Genomic DNA, 18,549 nt, shown 5'->3' with positions numbered 1-18,549 from the left:
CTCCTCCTGCATGCAGCAGTGACATGCCGGTCATATACCCTCTGAGTATTTCAGAAGCCGGTCAGCCAAGAATCGAACCGTAGTTGTGAGCCGATTGAACTGCCGCGTTCCATTCCGGATGGAAGCCCGCAGTTCCCGGAACCGGATGTCCTTCCTTCCAGGTTCTTCCGGCAACCATAAAGGAAATGGCGTTCTTTCCTCCCGCCAGTCCCCACTGATTATCAGACGGAGTCATGTTGCTGCCGACAATCGTTTTCAGCACTGTTCCATTGGAAAGCGTAAAATCAATAAGATCTCCGACCTTACCAAAAGAGGGCATGCAGGAAATGACATATCTTCCGCTGATTCTTCCAAACCCCTCCGCGTCAAAATCTCCGTACTTTTCCTTCAGTCCTCTCTCAGTAGTTCCAGCCGCACAGAAATTGTCCCATGTACCATAACCATACTGACCGCCCGCGGACGTATCCGGAGTGATTGTCACAGAATCACCCGCCGTCAGGGTTGCCGGCTCATTCGTCTGGTCAGGAAGCACATGGGTACACCAGCACAAATCCGGCGTGTAGACGGTCGTCGCGATAATCCCGCGGCTTGAGCTGTAGGCCTCAATTGTTTTCCCGTCTCCGGCATATATTGCCACATGATAGATTTCGCCGGTCGAGGCATTCCGGTAGAAACAGAGATCCCCGGGAACCGCATCCTCCAGTGACACCCTGGTGCCTACCTGTGCCTGATCCTGGGCAACTCTCGGGAGCGATATCCCGAATTCGCCGTAAAGCGTCTGTACAAACCCAGAACAGTCCGCGCCATCCGTCAGACTGGTTCCTCCCCATACATAATTGTTTCCGATGTAATAGGCAGCATTTTTGATAATTGAAGCGCCGAGATCTTTTTTCTCGGACCAGGGGGTTACCGAAGACAGACTGTAATAGAACGCCCGGTTATCCTTCGGGCTGACCTTCTCTGTGGCTCCCGCGAAACTGCTCTCTCCTGCTGCCGCAACCTCAGCATTGACTTCTCTGCCGCCCCGGACACTGCTCCACGGAACAAATCCCCGGCAGTCACCGGATTCCACATAGAGCCAGTCACTCCCTGCGTTTTCAATCTTGTACAGAAGGCCGTTTGCCGGAATAGTGCCAATCACTGTGCTGTTCGCATCCGGCTGTTCTGTAATATTCACTGCGGATAGCGTGAGCAGATCATGCTTTTCAGCGATGGTTTCTCTCGTCGTTGTGTTCGTGTGTGTGAACGCCTCATTGTCCCAGATCTCAACTGTCTTTGAGGCAAAATAAGGGCTCCAGTCGAATTCGGCCTTTTCTTCATCCGTATGAACGTTTCCAAGCCGATAACGCGCCGCCATCAGGTGCTTCGCAGCTACCTCCGATCGGATTGAAGAAGCAGGAATAAAACCACGGACCTCTCCGGACTCGACATACAGCCACCCGTTCCCCTCATCCTTCAACCGGTACATGATACCGTTTTTCGTGATATGTCCGACCGCCTGAGAGGATGTGGAAGTTGACATATAGATATTCATGTCCTCCGCGGCAAAAACCGGGTGCTTACCGACCGTTTCAAATCGAAGATCAGACACCTTCAGATATTCCGGCGGAACAACTGCACGGGATCCGGTCGGAGCTCTCTGCGGTCCTTCTGCCTCGCCCCCATTCGCCCCGGTCGAATCAGAAGCCGGTGTCTCTCCGGCTGTATCTGTAATCGTCAGTCCATCGGTGTCCTTTTGCCCATCCGCAGCCTTATTCCCGGAGCTCTCGTCAGACGATCCATTTTCTTTCACAGCGGATGATTTCGAAGCACCGGTCGACCCGGAAGCGCTCTGTGTGGATGCAGAGGAACTGGAAGACACGGTACCTGTCTCCGATAAAGAAACTGAACTCTCTGGAACAGATTCCGCTGTTTCAGACGATGCTCCGGGAGAAGCGATTTCTCCCGCCTCCTGATTTCCGGCATCCGGAGCCGGCGTCGCTGGAGAAGAAGGTACTGCTGTCCCTGCCCCGGCAGACGAGGATGCGATATTGCTGTCCGGCACCTGGCTGCTCCCTGTTACCGCTGAAGAAGAAGCGGTCGTGATCTCATCCGCTGACACAGCGAGTGCGGACGGAGCCGCTGTTATCGATGCAATTACCAGTGCGGTCACAATAATACCGAGCTTTTTTCTTATCTGATTCTGTCTCAATGATGCTGCCTTTCCAATGATGTTCTGTCAATTCTGTCTTTTTCAGTCAGTTTTTTCTTCTTATCTTGCCTGCTTATAACCATATTTTTACTCAAAAGCATTTCTTTCGATCAGAAGCTTGAGTGTCTCCCAGTTCTTTGCAGAATCCGCATTCTGCACAATTGCTATTCCCTCATCATAACATCCGGCATCGCTCATGATTCCATACAGATTTGTCGGGTCATTCAGAATACTGTCACCGGTGTCGTAGATTGTTCTCCAGTTTGCCGCAAGTGCGTCCTTTTCTGTATCGTCCGATTTGTCGATTACATCCATGACAATGCCGAGAAGTTTATCCTGATCCATATCCTTCACATCATTTGTATTTGCCCAGGTGATCAGCGTAACCGCTGATAACACGCTTTGCAGTGAAGAGCCAGCCGTTCCGGGTCCCCAGCTGGTACAGATATCAAGAACATCTCCGAAAGAGCTTTCAAGAGAAGCAGCGGAATCATCCGAACTGACGGCAACTGCGGTCAGAGCTTCGGACTCCGGCGCGGCGCCGTCCTGTGTGGAAGAAGATACGGATGAAGATAAAGAGTCCGGCGAAACAGATTCTCCGGACGAGGAAGAAACAACGGACTCTGACCCTGCGGAGCTGCCCTCGGACAACGAGGCGGCTTCCGTCACCTCTGCCGCTGCGCTCTCAACAGACGGCGCAGTGTCAGCGGTACGGTTCCCGCATCCGACGGCAGAAACGGCGATAGTGCCTGCCAATAGAACAATTACAACAGATTTCTTCATGAAATGTTCCTCCCTGCGAAAGTCCGAAACCCCGGGCAATCCACACCAGATAATGATCTGTACTGCCCCGCCAGCGGGATATGAATCTATGAAGGACATACTTTTCCGCTATGGCTCATTGTTATTATTATAGTCTTCTGCACCAATCCGCGTCAATCCAAGGTTATAAACTTCTGAAGTGTGTACGAATTCCGTCTGATCCATGAGGATAAAAATGTCCTGAAAAATATCGTCTCGGGCAGCATCGCGTAATCATGATTACTCTGATATGGCTTAATTCTTCTGAAAAAAGGAATGATCTTCTGGAAAAAGGAAAAGTCTTCTGAAAAACGAAGAGAGAAGAAAAGAAAAAGATACAGAGAATATGATCGGAGGATTCAGCCGGTCCCTCCGCCGGCCTTCAGTAACAAAAGCCTTCTTTTGCCAAAATAAAACATATACTCCCAAAACTCTCCTGGATAGCAGCATCCGCTGTCCTCAGTGGACCACCACGTACCCTTCAGGTGCGTGGCAGTTCACAAAATTGTCCTGGAAAATATTGTTTCTAAACAAGTCACAGAAAAAAGCGCATGACACCGATCACCTGACCGAGAATCGAAAACGAATGATCCCCCGTCACGATGATCGGATCCATATGGTCATTCTCCGGCTGGAGACGAACGTATCCGTTCTCCCGGTAGAAGGTCTTCACCGTGGCAGAATCATCAATCAGAGCCACCACCATCTGTCCGTTTCGGGCGGCATTTGTCTGACGTACAAGCACAAGGTCACCGTCAAGGATTCCGGCATTAATCATGCTTTCCCCGTGTACGCGCAGCATAAAGGTCTGACCGTTCGGCAGTTTATTCACCGGGATGGGAAAATAAGACTCCACCTGTTCTACGGCCAGAAGCGGCTGACCCGCAGCAACATTTCCAATCACCGGAACATTCTGATACTCTATGGCCTGACCGGTTTCTGCAGCCGGATCGAGCTGTCTCAAGCGTTCTTCACGAAAATCATCGTCCAGAATCTCAATTGCTCTTGGCTTTGTCGCGTCCTTGCGTATATAACCGTTCTTCTCCAGCGTCTCCAGATGTGCGTGAACAGATGATGTGGATTTAAGATGAACCGCTTCACAAATCTCGCGCACGGACGGCGGAAAACCGCGGTCGAGAATCTCCTGCTTCAAATAATCAAGAATCTCCTGCTGCTTCTTGCTGATTGGTTTCCTTCCTGACGCTATATGAGCATTCGAAGATGTATTCATAAACACTCCCCCAGACTATAGAAAAAATCTCCCATGGCACCTGCAGACACGGAAGTTCGCTGAATTCAAATGAATATTCAGAAAAAAAGCTTTACATAAATATACCATACGCACTTTAAAAAAGCAAACATATTTTTCGAACATGTATTCGTTTTTTATCGAACAAACATTCGTTTTTTTATTGACACGTTCACAGAAGTGTAATATAATCGCAATATGAGAACAGGTGTTCGGAACCTGTGTTCGGGTTTTTCTGTTAAGCATTTAAATTGAGGGGGCAGATTTATGATTTCGAATAATTATTCCGTACATTCCCGTCGTATTTACTATAATTCAGCATATTTAGGATCGGACAGATCAGGATCGGCCAATTTTGCCAGAAGGGACGCTGCTGACCGTGCCGCAGGATATAGACGTTCCGGTGGAAGAAGATCGCTCCGGAGAGAACAGCAGAGAAAACTTCGCCATATGAAGAGAGTCATTGTCATAATGATGATTTTCCTCGCTGCAGTCCTTCTGCTGCTCCACTTTACCGCGAACCGCACGGAAGCGGAGAAGGTGAATGTTCCCACCTACAAGTATTACACCAGCATCGAGGTGGATCAGGGCGAAAGCCTATGGTCCATTGCCTCCGATCATATGTCGCCCGAATACAGGGATATCTACGACTACATGAGCGAGATTGCCTCTATCAACCATCTCCACGGAGATCAGCTCGACAGAGGGCAGCGAATTATCATCCCCTACTACTCCACGGAGATCAAGAAATGATCCATACCTTTGGAATTCTGCGAACGGACGCGATAAAGGTATGAGACAGTTCATTCCGGTCCATCGGAATCAATCGGAGATACCGGAAGCGCCTGAAAATCTGTAAATCATCAGCGGCGTGAAGATCACCGGCACCTTTCTTAGGATGGACATCAGCAACGGACTCTGGTATGTTATATGACACAGATGGTGTGACAAAATGCTGTATACATAGGGGGACGAAAAAGAATTGAAAGCAGAACCAATGAATAAAAATAGTTCCTTTGAGAAAATCTATGAGGTCGTGCGGCAGATTCCCGCAGGCAAAGTGGCGACATATGGTCAGATCGCGTCTCTTGCCGGCAATAAACGGTGGGCGCGCGTTGTCGGTTACGCCCTACACGCGAATCCCGACCCGGAACATATACCCTGTTACCGTGTCGTTAACCGGAATGGACAGGTTTCTCCCGCCTTCGCGTTTGGCGGAAGAAACCGTCAGATCGAACTTCTTGAAGCAGACGGAGTGCCCTGTCCCGATGGGATTGTAGATCTGGCAAAATATCAGTGGAAGAAATTTTCTCTGACCGACTTTCAATGAGTCCAGAACAACACCAGATCCTGTTCTCCCCTTCCAGCATTTAATGCCCGCCCGTTAAAGGGAGATTATTGCTCCTCTGATCCAGAGCCATCCTCGAGTGTTTCCGGAGAGATGACCCTGCCGTCTCTCCAGATCCTCTCCAGATCATAGAACAGACGATTTTCCTCATCAAAGAGATGAACGACGATATCACCATAGTCAAGCAAGATCCAGTTCGCATTCTGATACCCCTCTGTGCTCCTGGCGTGAACACCTGTTTTGTCAAGCGCCTCATCAACGGCATCTGCCATTGCCTGAACCTGACTGCGGTTAGACCCGCTGGCAATAATAAAGTAATCCGCCAGTGTCGAGATATGAGAAATATCGATAATCTTGATATCAATAGCCTTTTTCTCTTCCAGTGCTTTTACGGCAATATCTGCCATTTCTCTGGGCTCTGTCATATTAACCTCCTTATGAATCCGTAACTGATACCGTTTGCGGCACGATGTATCATTCGTTGTTAATCGATGTGTTTCGTGAGAGTCCGGTAATAGTCATATGCTGAAAGCGTCGTCTCGTCCATTGACTTCGGATTTTCACTGAGATACTGCACCGTATCCTTCAGAATCATATACATGCATTCATTAATATCGCAGAATGCGGCTTTCCGGATCTCCGCCAGATGAGGAGCCTTATCACGATTCGGTTCGATATAGTCCGCGATAAACGTGATTTTCTCAAGCGTTGTCATCTCCGGCTTTCCTGTCGTATGCCAGGTAATGGCATCCAGAACCTCCGTATCCTGGCACCCGTAGTCCTTCCTTGCAATATACGCGCCGAGCTTTGCATGAAGCAGCACCGGATGCTCCAGTTCAAACTTTTTCACCGGGATATTCTTCCTTGTGCAGATTTCAATTTTCTGCGCATTCGGTATACACTTTGCACAGTCGTGCAGAAGTCCCGCCATCCGCGCCTTCTTCAAATCCACATCATAGCGCATTGCAAGTGCGCATGCCGTATAAGTGACTCCAAGCGTGTGGCGGTAACGGCTGTCCGTCAGTTCTTTCTTTAACTTGGATTCGATTGCATTCCACTCTGTTTTATCTTTGCCCATTTTCTGTCCTTCTTTGAACATTTTCTATGCGGATCATCTGCCCATCAGTTAACAGGGCTGTATTATCCTTTTCCGGAGCACGCCACCTTCTCCGCATTGTCAGCGGAAGACAGATAAATCCTGTTTTCCCGGATATATTCCCGCACCGGATCCGGAAGATAATATCTCGCCGATATTCCGTTTCGGATCAGCTCGCGGATATGCTTGGAGGAGATATCCAGATTCGGAGTGTCAAGCTTCAGGAAGTCTCCGTGAAACTCTTCTCTCCGCTGATCCAGAAGCCTGTTGAAGACATCCGGATCTGTCTGATTTCTTGTCGCGACGACGATATGGGCAGCATTGACAATTCTCTGCGGTTCACGCCACTGGTCAAAATCAAACAGAGAGTCCGCACCCATGATAAAATAAAAATCCATATCCGGGTTTTTGTTCCGCAGCATCTCCAGTGTTCGATAAGTATAGCTGTAGCCATCCTCATTCATCTCAAATAGAGAGAGCTCAAAGCCCGGATTCGATGCGATGGCCAGTCTTACCATATCTACCCGCTGTTCATCTCCAGCTCTTCCGGCACGGTTTCTTTTGTGTGGCGGATTGCCTGCAGGCATGAAGAAAACCTTATCCAGACTGAACTGCTGTCTGGCTGCCTCTCCCAGTATCAGATGCCCGATATGAATCGGATCAAAGGTTCCTCCCATGATACCGATCTTTCGTTTTCTCTCTTCTGACATAGAAATCCCCTGTCCCAAATACCCATATAAGCAGTTCCGTATCTGATGATGTCCGCAGCGCCGTCCTGTCTCCGGAATACCCGTTCTGTGACGCTGCCCGCAGGAGTTCTCACCGGCGGTTTACTTCGGGAATACAATCCTCCTGTCATCGCCCTGTCCCTCTTTATATAGGACGATCTTCTTGCCGATGATCTGCACGATCTGGGATTTTGTCCGCTCCGCCAGCATCTGTGCCATTTCCTTCGGATCATCCATGCAGTTCTGAAGGATGCCGATCTTTATTAATTCCCGCGCAGCAAGCGCAAGGCGCACGTTTTCTGTCAGTTCCGGCGTGATACCGCTCTTGCCAATATGAAGAATAGTATCCTCATTCATTGCCAGCCCTTTCAGGTAAGCTCTCTGTTTACTTGTCATCTGAATCTCCCGTTATTCGTTATTCTTTGAAAAATGTCTACGGCTCTCATGTACATCTGACAGACAGCCGCTGTCCTTTGTTCATTCTCTCTCCGGCAGCGCTCAGGCCCCGCCGCCCTTCGTTCATTCTCTCTCCGGCAGCGCTCAGGCCCCGCCGCCCTTCGTTCATTCTCTCTCCGGCAGTATCCACGCCCCGCGGCCTTTCAGATCATCAAAACGAAGCTTTGACGCCTCCCGACACTCCCGGAACGCGATTTCCTGATAATTGTCCTCATCGTCGGTGTGAAGAGAAAAATACTTCTCAACCCGGATCGGACTCTCTTCAAAAGCCGTAATCGCATAATGACGTGTAACCTTCTCCCTGGTTTCATTCACCCTTATGGAAAAAGAAGTGATCTGAGAAGTCTCGCAGAGAATCAGATGTCTACCCTGCAGATTCCGGAACAAAAAACCGCAGGAATTATTTTCCTGTTCCAGATACTGCTCAAGCTGCCACGGAGAATCCGCATCCGGCTCGTCCATCCAGGTTCTCAGTTCAAAATTGCAGTTTGCGAACGGTTCTATCGTCTGGCGAAAGACCAGAAGATGCTCATTGCGCGGCGCCCCGAACCACTCTCTCTTCGAGGTGAACCGGATCCCTTCCCAGGTGAATTCCGCATCTCTGCAGAAAATATCGAAAGGCGGGATCTTCCGTGTCTCCGAGTAAGTCTCATCCCTGTCGGAATGACCCAGGTAATGAAATTCCAGATTTCTGACTTCCGGCAGTTCCTGCCAGATCTCAATCAGCCCCATTTGTAGGCACCTCCGTAGCTTTTACACTATGTGACAGCTGCGAGAGTTGTGAAACAACGCAGCAGCTGGCTTCATACAATTTGTGGCGCCCCGCTTGCGGGGCATGGACGTTTACTTATTTATAATAGTCAAAATGAAGTCCGTACATCCGTACCGTATCGCCGTCCTGAATACCTGCCTTCTCGAGATCACTGAGAATACCGGAATCCTTCAGGAACTTCTGGAAGAACTGGAATCCCTTCTCGGAATCCAGATTCGTGTATCCGAGCATCTTCTCGATCTTTGGTCCCTCAACGATGTAGGTGTGATCCTCCGTCTCTGACTTAGTGACGGTATAAGGAAGGCTGTCCTCGGGGATCATGATTTCCGGATCAAACTCCTGCGCGTACAGCTCCGTATTCTTCGGGATCTCATCCAGACGGTTCTGTACATAGTATAGCAGTTCTTTAATTCCTTTTCCAGTCGCAGCCGAAATCGGGAAGACGCGGATGCCCTTCGGCTCGAACTCCTTCTTCAGCCTCTCCACCGGGTTCTCTGTTCCATCCTCCGGGAAAATCAAATCAACCTTGTTTGCAGCGATCACCTGCGGCAGCTTCTCAAGGTTCGCATTGTATTTCTTCAGTTCGCCGTTTATGGTATAGATGTCTTCAACAGGATCCCGTCCCTCTGTACCGGCGGCATCCACGAGATGGATCAGCATCCGGCAGCGCTCAATGTGACGCAGGAACTCGTATCCCAGTCCCGCTCCCGCAGAGGCTCCCTCAATCAATCCCGGAATATCTGCCATGACAAATCCATTGCAGCCTTCCAGGTCAACTACACCGAGATTCGGAATCAAAGTTGTGAAATGATACTCGGCAATCTTCGGCTGCGCATTGCTGACTCTCGACAGCAATGTTGATTTGCCGACACTCGGAAAACCAATCAGTCCTACATCGGCAATCATTTTCAGCTCCAGCCTCAGCTCAAGCTCTCTGGACGGCTGACCCGGCTGCGCGTACTTCGGTACCTGCATGGTAGGTGTCGCGTAATTCATATTACCCTTGCCTCCCTTTCCGCCCTTCAGCAGCACCACGCGTGTATTTTTGCCGGACATATCCGCGATAACCTTCCCGCTTTGTGCCTCATAGATCACCGTTCCGTCCGGTACCTTCAGGACAACGTCCGCTCCGTCCTTTCCGGTACAGCGTTTTTTTCCGCCCTCCTGTCCATCCTCCGCCTTGAATTTGTAATGATGACGAAAGCTGGCGAGAGTATTCAGTCCGGGATCCACCTCGAAAATGACACTTCCGCCATTTCCTCCGTTACCACCGTCCGGTCCGCCTGCCGCCACAAACTTCTCACGGCGGAAGCTTACATGGCCATCCCCGCCCTTTCCGGATTTCACCGCGATTTTCGCACGATCTGCAAACATAATGATCACCTCAGTTCATAAAAAAAGAATGTAACTTATATCGCCGACTCAGAAAAACAAACAACAACTACAAAAACAGATGGGTAAGCCATATAAATTGCATTCTCAACAACAATTTGCTCTGTTCCGCGCTTCTGGCTCCTGCAATTCTCTGTATACTGCACAGGCAGCGGGATCTTCGCGCTTCTCACTCCAGCAGTCCTCTGCCCACATAGCAGAAAGAGCCGTCACAGCGAATGTGACAGCCCTTACGTTTCAAAAATTATTCAGCTGTTTCAGCCTGCGGAATAACAGAACAGATCTTTCTGTCTCGTCCCTTACGGGTAAATCTCACGATACCGTCTGCTGTAGCAAACAGAGTATCATCTTTACCAAGGCCTACATTCAGACCCGGATGAATATGAGTTCCACGCTGTCTGTAAAGGATGTTGCCGGCTTTTACAAGCTGTCCGTCTGCTCTCTTGGCACCCAGTCTCTTGGACTCGGAATCACGGCCGTTCTTTGTAGAACCTACTCCCTTTTTATGAGCGAAGAACTGAAGATTTAAATTCATCATTTCTTACACCTCCACGAAATTAACATCAATGAAGTCCTGATAGGACTCTTCTTCCTGCATATCGGAAAGGGTGGAAGCCAATGCCCGAAGCAGCAGCTCCGATCCGTCAGACGGAATACCCTTTACACGGACACAAATCACCGCATTCTCAGGATCCGAGGATTCCTCTATCTGATCTCCGGTAAAACGATCCAGTGAATTCACTGTGTGAATGACCAGAGCAGATACGGCTGCACAGACGATATCCTCGCCCGCCTCCGCATATCCGGAATGATCTCTTGCCTCAAAGCCGGTAATCCTGCCGTTCCGATTCTGATAAAAAGTAACCTTGGTCATTTAAGCATTGATCTTGCTGATCTGTACCTTTGTGTACTGCTGTCTGTGACCGTTCTTCTTATGATAGCCGGTTTTTCTCTTGTACTTGTAAACGATAACCTTCTTCGCCTTTGCGTTGGCAAGAACCTTTGCTTCTACAGAAGCACCGGCTGTCTCGCCGCCGACCTTGATGGTATCATCGTCGCGAACTGCAAGTACCTGATCAAATGTTACTGTCTCTCCAGCCTCTGCACCGAGCTTCTCAACACGGATAACATCGCCTTCGGAAACCTTGTACTGCTTTCCGCCAGTTGCAATAATAGCGTACATATAGGACACCTCCTACTTTCTAAAACTCGCCAGATCCGGTGGCCTGCATGAATTCAGACAGACTCTTATACCTCTCTGTGCGGCATACTTGGATATTATTGCATATGCTTCGATAATTGTCAACCCGAAAATCTAGAAATCTGGCCCCGTATAATCTAAAAATCCGGCCCCCGGAAATGCTCTCTCAGGAATGACCTCTCGGAACCTTCCCGAGCATATCCCTTTCATATGTGCGGTCGGCCACCATAAGCCGGATAAAGGTATACAGAAGAATCGGCACGCTCCCCCAGATCGCTCTGACCGAAAAAACCTCGCACAGCAACGTGGAAAGAATCCCTCCGGCCAGGAAAAACAGAATCATTGACCCATGCATTTTCCAGCGGAGAGCAGCCTTCGGATCCTTATCCCGCACGGCTTTGACCAGATTGCTGCCCGTCTGGCGGATATGATTGGTCACAAAGGTAGTGGCCATCGGAATTCCCTGATTCTGACGGAAGGTGTTGAACTGCATGGAACAGATAAAATTCAACGTAACCTGGCAGATCTGGTCAGGAGCTTTTTCCGGAAGAGCTCCGAGCAGGATCGCCACAGGGATCTCAAATCCAACCAGGATCGTGTCCCAGCGCAGCATATGCAGCTGCTTCACCCGTTTGGCCAGAAACTCTGACAGAATTGCTCCGGCAAAATAGGCAGAAATCGGTATCAGCAGGTATAATGCCTTATCCCAGTCTCTCTCGCCGATCGCCATGGACAGAAGAACGACATTTGCCGTCTGTGCGTTGCAGAACACACCGCCCCGTACCATGAAGGTATATGCTCCGTAATAACCGCCTACCAGGATCAGCGACCAGAAAACCCAGTGCTTCTCACACTCCAGAAAAAATTCACGATGTGCATCATGTTCGGATAGTTCTTTTGCCTTATGTCTCATTTCGATTGTCTTTTCCAATTACCCCTAGGGCAGGACTGCTCTTCCGCAGAATCAACGAACTGCTCCATCTGTAAAATGAGCGGAAAAAGTACAGGCAGTACCCGCCCCGGCGTTCCTGTCTGTACTTTCATGTTATACCGTGATTTTATGATTGATGGTAATTGCCAGACTTCCAGGCCCGATATGACATCCGATGACAAGGGAAAGCGGATCACCTTTGATTTCGTCATTCGGAAACGCTGCCTTTATCTCATCCACCCACTCTTTCACCTCTTCGGGATCGTCTCCCTCCGAGTAGGAATAACGGATGGTATATTCTCCCTTATCCACAAAGTCCCTGAATCTTCCGTTCATGTCCTTCCGCACAGCGTCCAGCATGATTTTCTTCGCCTGCTTTGTGCCCCGGGCTTTTGCGTAAGCATCCAGCTTTTCTCCCTGAATCTGCAGTACCGGTTTGATGTGAAGCACACTTCCGATCAATGCGGCAGCAGCTGTGATGCGCCCGCCTCTTTTCAGATATTTCAGAGTATCTACCATAATATATATGCTGGAATTGAACTTGTCCTCTTCCAGCTTCTCGCGGATCTGTTCTGCATTCCACCCGGCATCTCTCAGCGTCTGTGCGTCTTCCACCGACTGGCGCATGGTAACGGAAATCCTCTGGTTATTCACCACCTGAACCTTGCCGTCATAGTTCTCCGCCAGCAGCCTGGCTGTCTGATAGGAATTGGAAAGTCCGCTGGAAAGCGGAATGTAAACAATCTCATCATTCTCTCTGAGCACCCTGTCCCAGAGATCCGTAACCTCGGCGGGAGCCGGCTGAGAGGTGGAGACACTCACGTTCGGGTCCTCAAGCTCCTTGAAAAACTCCGCCTGCGTTATATCAATATCTTCACGAACCACCTTTCCGTTGATCAGAAATGACATCGGCAGCACATATACCCCGAGCTCCTTCGCCATTTTCTGTGTGATTCCGCTGTTACTGTCGGTTACGATTGCAACCTTCGACATGAAATATCCTCCTCACCCTGCTTGTAAACATATTATAAATTCATTCTACAATAGCCCCGATAAAATGCAAACACCCACTTTTAAAAAAATGTGTCTTCATCAGGTTTTCAAAAAACCGCTCAGGAAAAGGAGAAAACCCCTTTGATAATCTGCAGATCAAAAAGAAACAAGAGCAGAAAGGCGGCACCTCCTGACGAAATAATGCCCATAACGGCTATCCTTATCAGCGGATCAGGAGAAACAGAATTCCGGTCAGAAGGATCACACCGGTCGGCACCAGAATCTGTGTCAGACGTTTTTCTTCCAGACCAGGTTCGATAAAAGCAGGTTTCGTCCACGTAACGGATCTCCGGATCAGCCAGCATCCCGTGTAGATCAATATTGGAAGCGGGATACCGTAAAACAGCAGAGAGACTCCGACCATCTGCGAGGATGCGGTATAGGACGCCTGGGAAGTGGCGTCCGATGCCAGAAAAGAGATTACCACCAGAAGCCCGTTATAGCAGAAATGCAGCAGACTCGTGTAGAAGATATTATCCGTCTCGAGAATTACCCAGGTCATCAGCGCACCGAGAATTCCGGGTATCCACCAGCGGACGGGATAAATATGAAAGACGCCGAACAGAACCCCACCCACGAGGATGATCTGCCATCTCTTCCGAAAGCTTGTACGAAGGCCTGATACCAGGACCCCTCGATGCAGAGCCTCTTCGCACACGGCAGGCATGAAGGCGGTGAGAAAAAGCTCAACGGGCAGACTCGAGGAATAGGTGCCCGCAAGGCCCTCATCGATGCTCTGCAGGGCATGCGGAACGAAAAACATCTCCAGAATCGTCACAACATCTGCTGCCAGATAACCGGCGACAACCAGGATCAGAACTCCGAAAACAGCGGACATCCTGGGCCTCTGCAGCGGAAATACCTCCTTCGGATCTGCCTTCATGAAAAACACAAAAAGAACGGAGGCCACAACGAATTCAAGCTCCATCGCAAAGGAATCCAGATCCATGTTCCCGGTCAGCAGGTAAACCCATCCGTTCGTAAAAATCCAGACCGCCATCATGCAGATAAAGAAGACCAGACACTGCCAGAATCTCAGCTCACGCTTCGTCCGCGGTTTCTTCAGTCCCCTTGGCGCCGTTCCGGATATGCTCTCGTATGGAACCCACTCATGTTCAAATCTGTTTCTGTCCACACCCGGGTGATTCTGCCGGTCCCGGTCTTCTCCGGAATGATTAAGATTGAAGGAATTATTCTGCATCTGCTTCAATATCCTTTAACTGCTCCTTGAATGATTTTCTCTTCTTGGTCCGCGTAATTTCCATGATGTCAAGCGCGGTGATATCGATGACCTGAGGCCGTGAGGGGTCTTTCCGGAATTCCTCCGTCATCCTCTCTCTCAGTCTTCTCTGATCACCCGGTTCTCTCATATTGATGAAATCCACGAGAATCGTTCCAGACAGCTGCCTCAGACGAATCTGCCTCGCGATCTCGGGAGCCGCTTCATCATTTGTCATCTGAACCGTTTTTGAGAAGCTTTTATTCCCGGAGTAACGTCCGGTATTCACATCGACGGATACAAAAGCCTCCGTCTGTTCGATCACAAGGAAACCTCCGGACTTCAGCCAAACATTGCGGCTCTGAAGGGCTTCGAAAAGCGTCGTCAGATTATAGAGCTTGTAGAGATCCACCATCCGGTCCTCATAGAGAACCGCCTTCGGCCGGTCATCCTCCGAAAATGTCCGCAGGATATAATCGTCCAGCTCCCGTTTCGTCTCCGGATCGTCGGTGACGAGGCGCTTCAGTTCCCTGACCGGACATTGCTTCAGAAGATAGATCGCATCGCTTTCCGACTGATACAGACATGAATAACAGGTTCTCTCCAGTCCGTGATCCAGAATCCGGTTCATCTGACCCGATAGTGCGTCCCATTCCCCCCGGAGCTCCTCCTCATCCGCCTCGGCGGCATTCGTTCTGACAATGATGCCAAAGCGGCCGTCAAAACGCGGGCGGAAAAAATCCTCGAGCCGCTTCCTGTCGTCCTCCGCAAGCTTTCTGGAAAAGTTCAGGGTCTTCCGCTCCGAGGTCAGCACCAGGAATCTTCCCGGAACCGTCAGATTCTGCGTCAGCCTTGGAAGCTTCTGCTTCATCGCCTCTTTCTCGACCTGTACCAGAATCTCGTCTCCTACCTTCAGTGTCCTGTCCTGCCTTGCATGCTTCGGAGGCAGCGGAAGATATCCGTTCCGGTCAGGACCGATCCGGACAAAGGCAGCATTCAGATTGTTCTGGATGCTCTCGATCTTTCCCACATAAATATTGCCCAGTATTGACGGGCTGTCTTTTCTCCGGATATAGAATTCAACCGGTCTGTCATCCTCATAAAGCACCGATGCAAGACACGGAACTTCTCCCGCCGGATATTTTGCGATTACAATCTTCTTCTCTCCCATGTTCTCTGCTTCCCCCGCGGGTATACTCATGTCCTGTTCCTCAATCACCTTCAGACCTTATCTGTTTATTCAGACAGCCGCTCCCCCACTTAATCGGCTTCTTCACACAGCCCGCACGCCTGTGACGAATTATGATTATGTACAGACTTGCGCCAGCCACATCGGTTTCTTCGCACAGCCCGCAGTTCAGCCGAACAACAGCGGTTACTACGCGCCTGCCGCATGGGGAACATGGTCCAGCGGCACAAGCTTTCTGTCTTCAGCCGTCCCGATATTCGTATAGATGTCGTTGCGGTGAATCAGAAGACTGAAAGCCGGAATCTCAAAGCCCGCGAATTCCGCGAATGCGCTCATGACCAGTTCCGGCTTCAGATTGCTGACGCTTCCGGCAGAAAGCAGCATATGGAAGGCGACACGCTCCGCGTCCGTGCCCTGGGGATGCTCCGCCAGTGCCTGATCATCCAGCTCTGTCAGGTTCATCTCATAGATCCACGGCAAGATATCTGTCTCTGCCTCACTTCGTTTTGTTTTTCGAAGCACAATGACGGAAGGAGCCGAGAGAAAGGCGTTCAGCTTATCCTGCAGCACTTCACGCTCCGGAAGCTTCACGCTTCCCTTCCGGAAACTTACCGTATAGTCAGCCGCGTTTACCAGCGTCATGCACTTCTCCGCCTTTGTGATTCCGATTCGGATGCAGCTTTCCGCATGCATCCCCGGAACCATCTGCCGGTTCAGTCTCTCAAGGATCTCTTCCTCGGGGATTTCTTCCTTCAGATCAAGATCAAAATATTCGCCGCTGCTTGTCTTTCCCACACCGAGCGGCGCCGCGAAAGACATCAGCATATGAGGGCTGAATCCCTCGGACAGGGAAACCGGCAGCCCGGCCCTGCGGATCGCCTTCTGAAAGAAACGCATGACATCCAGATGGCCAATGAATTTCAGGCATCCGGTTTTTGTAAATTTAATCCTGACTCTCATAGCACACTCCTCCCCTGTAGACGCGGCATCCGCATCCGCTGCATCTCTGCCGGCAGTTCGGTGTGATGATTCCCTCCTTGGCCCGCTTCCACTCCCGGATCAGAAAGTCCCGGCTGACCTGGCAGTCCAGAAAATCCCACGGAAGCAGCTCGGAGGTGTCTCTCTCCCGCGCGGTATAGAAATACGGATCAATTCCGCACTCCCGGAAGCTTTCCTGCCATCTGTCCTCATCGAAATACTCTGTCCAGGCATCAAAGATCGCGCCTTTGCGGTAAGCCGTCTCGATTGCCTGAGCGACGCGCCGGTCTCCTCTTGCGAGGACACCCTCCAGGACCGAAATATACGCATCGTGATAGGTGTACCGGATGCTCTTCTGGTTCGTCATCGCGCGAACCTCGTCCTTGACCATATGCGCCTTGTCAAGGAATTCCTGCTCCCGGTCCATCCGTGCCCACTGGAAGGGCGTGAATGGCTTCGGAACAAAGAACGAGCTGCTGGCGGTTATGCTGATTTTCCCCGTTCTCTCCTCCTTTGGAATATTGTCATAGTAGCACTCGGCCACCTTCTGACAGAGATGCGCAATATCCTTGACATCCTCTTCATTCTCTCCCGGAAGTCCAAGCATGAAATAGAGCTTTACCTTGTTCCACCCGCCGCGGAACGCCTCCAGTGCTCCGCCGAGGATATCCTCCTCGGTGATTCCCTTGTTGATGACATCACGCATCCGCTGTGAACCTGCCTCCGCCGCAAACGTCAGGCTGCTCTTTTTCACATCCTGCACCTTCGACATCACATCGAGCGAGAAGGCATCGATCCTGAGGGACGGAAGTGATATGTTAATGCCCTTCTCGTTGCAGATCTGAATCAGAAAGCTCAAAAGTTCATTCAGCTCCGAGTAATCGCTGCTGGAAAGCGAACTCAGTGAAATCTCATCATAGCCGGTATTTTTCAGCATTACCTCCGCCTGCCGCTTCAGCCGCTCCACATTCTTCTCCCGAAGCGGACGGTAGATCATTCCCGCCTGGCAGAAACGACAGCCCCGGATGCAGCCTCTCTGAATCTCCAGAACGACCCGGTCCTGTGTGGCCTGAAGATACGGAACGATCGGCGCGTCCGGATAGGACACCTCACTGAAATCCATGACGATCCGCTTACGCACCTTTTCCGGCACGCCATCCTCAGTCGGAGCGAAGGATGCAAGCGTCCCGTCCTCATGATAGGACGCCCGGTAGAACTGCGGCACATAGAATCCCTCGATACGGGAGGCCCGAAGAAGGAAATCCCGGCGGCTCATACCGGTTCTTTTTTTCTCCTGATACAGACCGAACAGCTCGTCGTACGCAACCTCGCCCTCACCGATATAAAACAGATCGAAGAATTCCGCGATCGGCTCCGGATTGTAGGTGCAGGGGCCGCCGCCGATAACGATAGGTTCATCCTCTCCGCGGTCTGCGGCGTGAAGTGCAATCCCGGACAGATCCAGAATCTGGAGAATGTTTGTATAACACATCTCGTATTGAATCGTGATTCCGAGAAAGTCAAACGAGCGGACCGGTTCCTGAGACTCAAGGGCAAAGAGAGGGATCTTCTTCTCCCGCATGATCTTGTCCAGATCCGGCCATGGAGAGTAGACTCTCTCGCACCAGACATCCTCTCGTTTATTAAACATATCATACAGGATTTGAATCCCCAGATGAGACATACCGATCTCGTAGACATCCGGGAAACACATACAGAAGCGAATCATCTTCTCCGGATCGAAAGATTCCGATTTGTCAACTGCATTCACCTCATTGCCGATATATCTGGCAGGCTTGTCAATTGACAGCAGAATTTCATCGCTCAAAGCCAATCTTCTCATACATTCACCCTTTAAATCGTAATATTTCGTTCAGAAAAAAACGAGATAAAACACGCTGTGCGAGTTTTATCTCGCTATCGCGACGCTCGCCGCACACGAATA

At 50.3% G+C, this 18,549-nt stretch carries 20 protein-coding genes; 2 read left to right on the top strand and 18 right to left on the bottom strand.

What is annotated here, in order from left to right:
* Positions 1-61: 61 nt before the first annotated feature.
* From ACTQ1O_RS03850 to lexA, 3 genes are all read right to left on the bottom strand, one after another.
* Positions 62-2,191: a C40 family peptidase gene (locus tag ACTQ1O_RS03850; protein ID WP_441486187.1), complete on the bottom strand. Its 2,130-nt coding sequence runs from the start codon at positions 2,189-2,191 to the stop codon at positions 62-64.
* Between the two features lie 87 nt (positions 2,192-2,278).
* The gene (locus ACTQ1O_RS03845) at positions 2,279-2,974 is read right to left on the bottom strand and encodes a hypothetical protein (protein ID WP_441486186.1); all 696 of its coding nucleotides are present in this window, start codon (positions 2,972-2,974) and stop codon (positions 2,279-2,281) included.
* Between the two features lie 553 nt (positions 2,975-3,527).
* Positions 3,528-4,223: a transcriptional repressor LexA gene (gene lexA / locus ACTQ1O_RS03840; RefSeq protein ID WP_441474472.1), complete on the bottom strand. Its 696-nt coding sequence runs from the start codon at positions 4,221-4,223 to the stop codon at positions 3,528-3,530.
* 285 nt (positions 4,224-4,508) lie between these two features.
* On the opposite strand from lexA, the gene ACTQ1O_RS03835 reads away from it, so the two are divergent.
* Both ACTQ1O_RS03835 and ACTQ1O_RS03830 read left to right on the top strand, forming a co-directional pair.
* Positions 4,509-4,994 (top strand): LysM peptidoglycan-binding domain-containing protein, encoded by a 486-nt coding sequence (locus ACTQ1O_RS03835; RefSeq protein WP_441486185.1) that lies wholly within the window; start codon positions 4,509-4,511, stop codon positions 4,992-4,994.
* A gap of 244 nt (positions 4,995-5,238) precedes the next feature.
* Positions 5,239-5,571 carry an MGMT family protein gene (locus ACTQ1O_RS03830; RefSeq protein ID WP_441474474.1) on the top strand — a complete coding sequence of 111 codons (333 nt, stop codon included), beginning with the start codon at positions 5,239-5,241 and terminating at the stop codon, positions 5,569-5,571.
* Between the two features lie 65 nt (positions 5,572-5,636).
* On the opposite strand, the gene rsfS is transcribed toward ACTQ1O_RS03830, so the two are convergent.
* The 15 genes from rsfS to ACTQ1O_RS03755 form a co-directional block, all read right to left on the bottom strand.
* On the bottom strand, positions 5,637-6,014 hold the full coding sequence (gene rsfS / locus ACTQ1O_RS03825) for a ribosome silencing factor (protein WP_441486184.1): 378 nt from the start codon (positions 6,012-6,014) through the stop codon (positions 5,637-5,639).
* 59 nt (positions 6,015-6,073) lie between these two features.
* Positions 6,074-6,667 (bottom strand): bis(5'-nucleosyl)-tetraphosphatase (symmetrical) YqeK, encoded by a 594-nt coding sequence (gene yqeK / locus ACTQ1O_RS03820; RefSeq protein ID WP_441486183.1) that lies wholly within the window; start codon positions 6,665-6,667, stop codon positions 6,074-6,076.
* 62 nt (positions 6,668-6,729) lie between these two features.
* Positions 6,730-7,395: a nicotinate-nucleotide adenylyltransferase gene (nadD, locus tag ACTQ1O_RS03815; protein ID WP_441486182.1), complete on the bottom strand. Its 666-nt coding sequence runs from the start codon at positions 7,393-7,395 to the stop codon at positions 6,730-6,732.
* A gap of 120 nt (positions 7,396-7,515) precedes the next feature.
* Positions 7,516-7,809, bottom strand: coding sequence for a YhbY family RNA-binding protein (locus tag ACTQ1O_RS03810; RefSeq protein ID WP_441474478.1), 294 nt, complete (start codon positions 7,807-7,809; stop codon positions 7,516-7,518).
* 165 nt (positions 7,810-7,974) lie between these two features.
* Positions 7,975-8,601, bottom strand: a complete 627-nt coding sequence (locus tag ACTQ1O_RS03805) for a hypothetical protein (protein ID WP_441486181.1) — start codon at positions 8,599-8,601, stop codon at positions 7,975-7,977.
* A 115-nt stretch (positions 8,602-8,716) separates the two neighbouring features.
* A complete protein-coding gene (obgE, locus tag ACTQ1O_RS03800) occupies positions 8,717-10,015 on the bottom strand; it encodes a GTPase ObgE (RefSeq protein ID WP_441486180.1) in 1,299 nt (432 codons plus the stop codon).
* Between the two features lie 262 nt (positions 10,016-10,277).
* Positions 10,278-10,571 carry a 50S ribosomal protein L27 gene (gene rpmA / locus ACTQ1O_RS03795; protein ID WP_441486179.1) on the bottom strand — a complete coding sequence of 98 codons (294 nt, stop codon included), beginning with the start codon at positions 10,569-10,571 and terminating at the stop codon, positions 10,278-10,280.
* A 3-nt stretch (positions 10,572-10,574) separates the two neighbouring features.
* Complete coding sequence (locus tag ACTQ1O_RS03790) at positions 10,575-10,907, bottom strand: ribosomal-processing cysteine protease Prp (RefSeq protein WP_441100190.1); 333 nt, start codon at positions 10,905-10,907, stop codon at positions 10,575-10,577.
* Positions 10,908-11,216, bottom strand: a complete 309-nt coding sequence (gene rplU, locus ACTQ1O_RS03785) for a 50S ribosomal protein L21 (RefSeq protein ID WP_441100192.1) — start codon at positions 11,214-11,216, stop codon at positions 10,908-10,910. It abuts the gene before it with no gap.
* A gap of 184 nt (positions 11,217-11,400) precedes the next feature.
* On the bottom strand, positions 11,401-12,147 hold the full coding sequence (locus ACTQ1O_RS03780) for a YoaK family protein (RefSeq protein WP_441486178.1): 747 nt from the start codon (positions 12,145-12,147) through the stop codon (positions 11,401-11,403).
* A 132-nt stretch (positions 12,148-12,279) separates the two neighbouring features.
* Complete coding sequence (locus ACTQ1O_RS03775) at positions 12,280-13,158, bottom strand: DegV family protein (RefSeq protein ID WP_441486177.1); 879 nt, start codon at positions 13,156-13,158, stop codon at positions 12,280-12,282.
* Between the two features lie 223 nt (positions 13,159-13,381).
* Positions 13,382-14,419 carry a CPBP family intramembrane glutamic endopeptidase gene (locus ACTQ1O_RS03770; protein ID WP_441486176.1) on the bottom strand — a complete coding sequence of 346 codons (1,038 nt, stop codon included), beginning with the start codon at positions 14,417-14,419 and terminating at the stop codon, positions 13,382-13,384.
* Positions 14,409-15,656, bottom strand: a complete 1,248-nt coding sequence (locus ACTQ1O_RS03765; RefSeq protein WP_441486175.1) for a ribonuclease E/G — start codon at positions 15,654-15,656, stop codon at positions 14,409-14,411. Before ACTQ1O_RS03765 ends, ACTQ1O_RS03770 begins: the two co-directional genes overlap by 11 nt.
* Positions 15,657-15,815: 159 nt before the next feature.
* Entirely contained in the window at positions 15,816-16,586 is a 771-nt protein-coding gene (locus ACTQ1O_RS03760) for a TIGR03936 family radical SAM-associated protein (protein WP_441486174.1), read from the bottom strand.
* The gene (locus ACTQ1O_RS03755) at positions 16,570-18,447 is read right to left on the bottom strand and encodes a TIGR03960 family B12-binding radical SAM protein (protein WP_441486173.1); all 1,878 of its coding nucleotides are present in this window, start codon (positions 18,445-18,447) and stop codon (positions 16,570-16,572) included. Before ACTQ1O_RS03755 ends, ACTQ1O_RS03760 begins: the two co-directional genes overlap by 17 nt.
* Positions 18,448-18,549 lie beyond the last annotated feature (102 nt).

Origin of the sequence: Bilifractor sp. LCP21S3_A7 (assembly GCF_052118825.1) — a bacterium.
Lineage (GTDB): Bacteria > Bacillota > Clostridia > Lachnospirales > Lachnospiraceae > Bilifractor.
This window is presented reverse-complemented; position numbering and strand designations above follow the sequence as displayed.

Bases quoted from the DNA above. Each gene is read 5' to 3' on its own strand.
- ACTQ1O_RS03775 (WP_441486177.1), bottom strand. From the start codon at position 13,158: ATGTCGAAGGTTGCAATCGTAACCGACAGTAACAGCGGAATCACACAG.
- ACTQ1O_RS03810 (WP_441474478.1), bottom strand. From the start codon at position 7,809: ATGACAAGTAAACAGAGAGCTTACCTGAAAGGGCTGGCAATGAATGAG.
- ACTQ1O_RS03805 (WP_441486181.1), bottom strand. From the start codon at position 8,601: ATGGGGCTGATTGAGATCTGGCAGGAACTGCCGGAAGTCAGAAATCTG.
- ACTQ1O_RS03835 (WP_441486185.1), top strand. From the start codon at position 4,509: ATGATTTCGAATAATTATTCCGTACATTCCCGTCGTATTTACTATAAT.
- rpmA (WP_441486179.1), bottom strand. From the start codon at position 10,571: ATGATGAATTTAAATCTTCAGTTCTTCGCTCATAAAAAGGGAGTAGGT.
- ACTQ1O_RS03790 (WP_441100190.1), bottom strand. From the start codon at position 10,907: ATGACCAAGGTTACTTTTTATCAGAATCGGAACGGCAGGATTACCGGC.
- rplU (WP_441100192.1), bottom strand. From the start codon at position 11,216: ATGTACGCTATTATTGCAACTGGCGGAAAGCAGTACAAGGTTTCCGAA.
- ACTQ1O_RS03845 (WP_441486186.1), bottom strand. From the start codon at position 2,974: ATGAAGAAATCTGTTGTAATTGTTCTATTGGCAGGCACTATCGCCGTT.
- ACTQ1O_RS03760 (WP_441486174.1), bottom strand. From the start codon at position 16,586: ATGAGAGTCAGGATTAAATTTACAAAAACCGGATGCCTGAAATTCATT.
- ACTQ1O_RS03770 (WP_441486176.1), bottom strand. From the start codon at position 14,419: ATGCAGAATAATTCCTTCAATCTTAATCATTCCGGAGAAGACCGGGAC.
- ACTQ1O_RS03780 (WP_441486178.1), bottom strand. From the start codon at position 12,147: ATGAGACATAAGGCAAAAGAACTATCCGAACATGATGCACATCGTGAA.
- rsfS (WP_441486184.1), bottom strand. From the start codon at position 6,014: ATGACAGAGCCCAGAGAAATGGCAGATATTGCCGTAAAAGCACTGGAA.
- ACTQ1O_RS03755 (WP_441486173.1), bottom strand. From the start codon at position 18,447: ATGAGAAGATTGGCTTTGAGCGATGAAATTCTGCTGTCAATTGACAAG.
- lexA (WP_441474472.1), bottom strand. From the start codon at position 4,223: ATGAATACATCTTCGAATGCTCATATAGCGTCAGGAAGGAAACCAATC.
- ACTQ1O_RS03830 (WP_441474474.1), top strand. From the start codon at position 5,239: ATGAATAAAAATAGTTCCTTTGAGAAAATCTATGAGGTCGTGCGGCAG.
- obgE (WP_441486180.1), bottom strand. From the start codon at position 10,015: ATGTTTGCAGATCGTGCGAAAATCGCGGTGAAATCCGGAAAGGGCGGG.
- yqeK (WP_441486183.1), bottom strand. From the start codon at position 6,667: ATGGGCAAAGATAAAACAGAGTGGAATGCAATCGAATCCAAGTTAAAG.
- nadD (WP_441486182.1), bottom strand. From the start codon at position 7,395: ATGTCAGAAGAGAGAAAACGAAAGATCGGTATCATGGGAGGAACCTTT.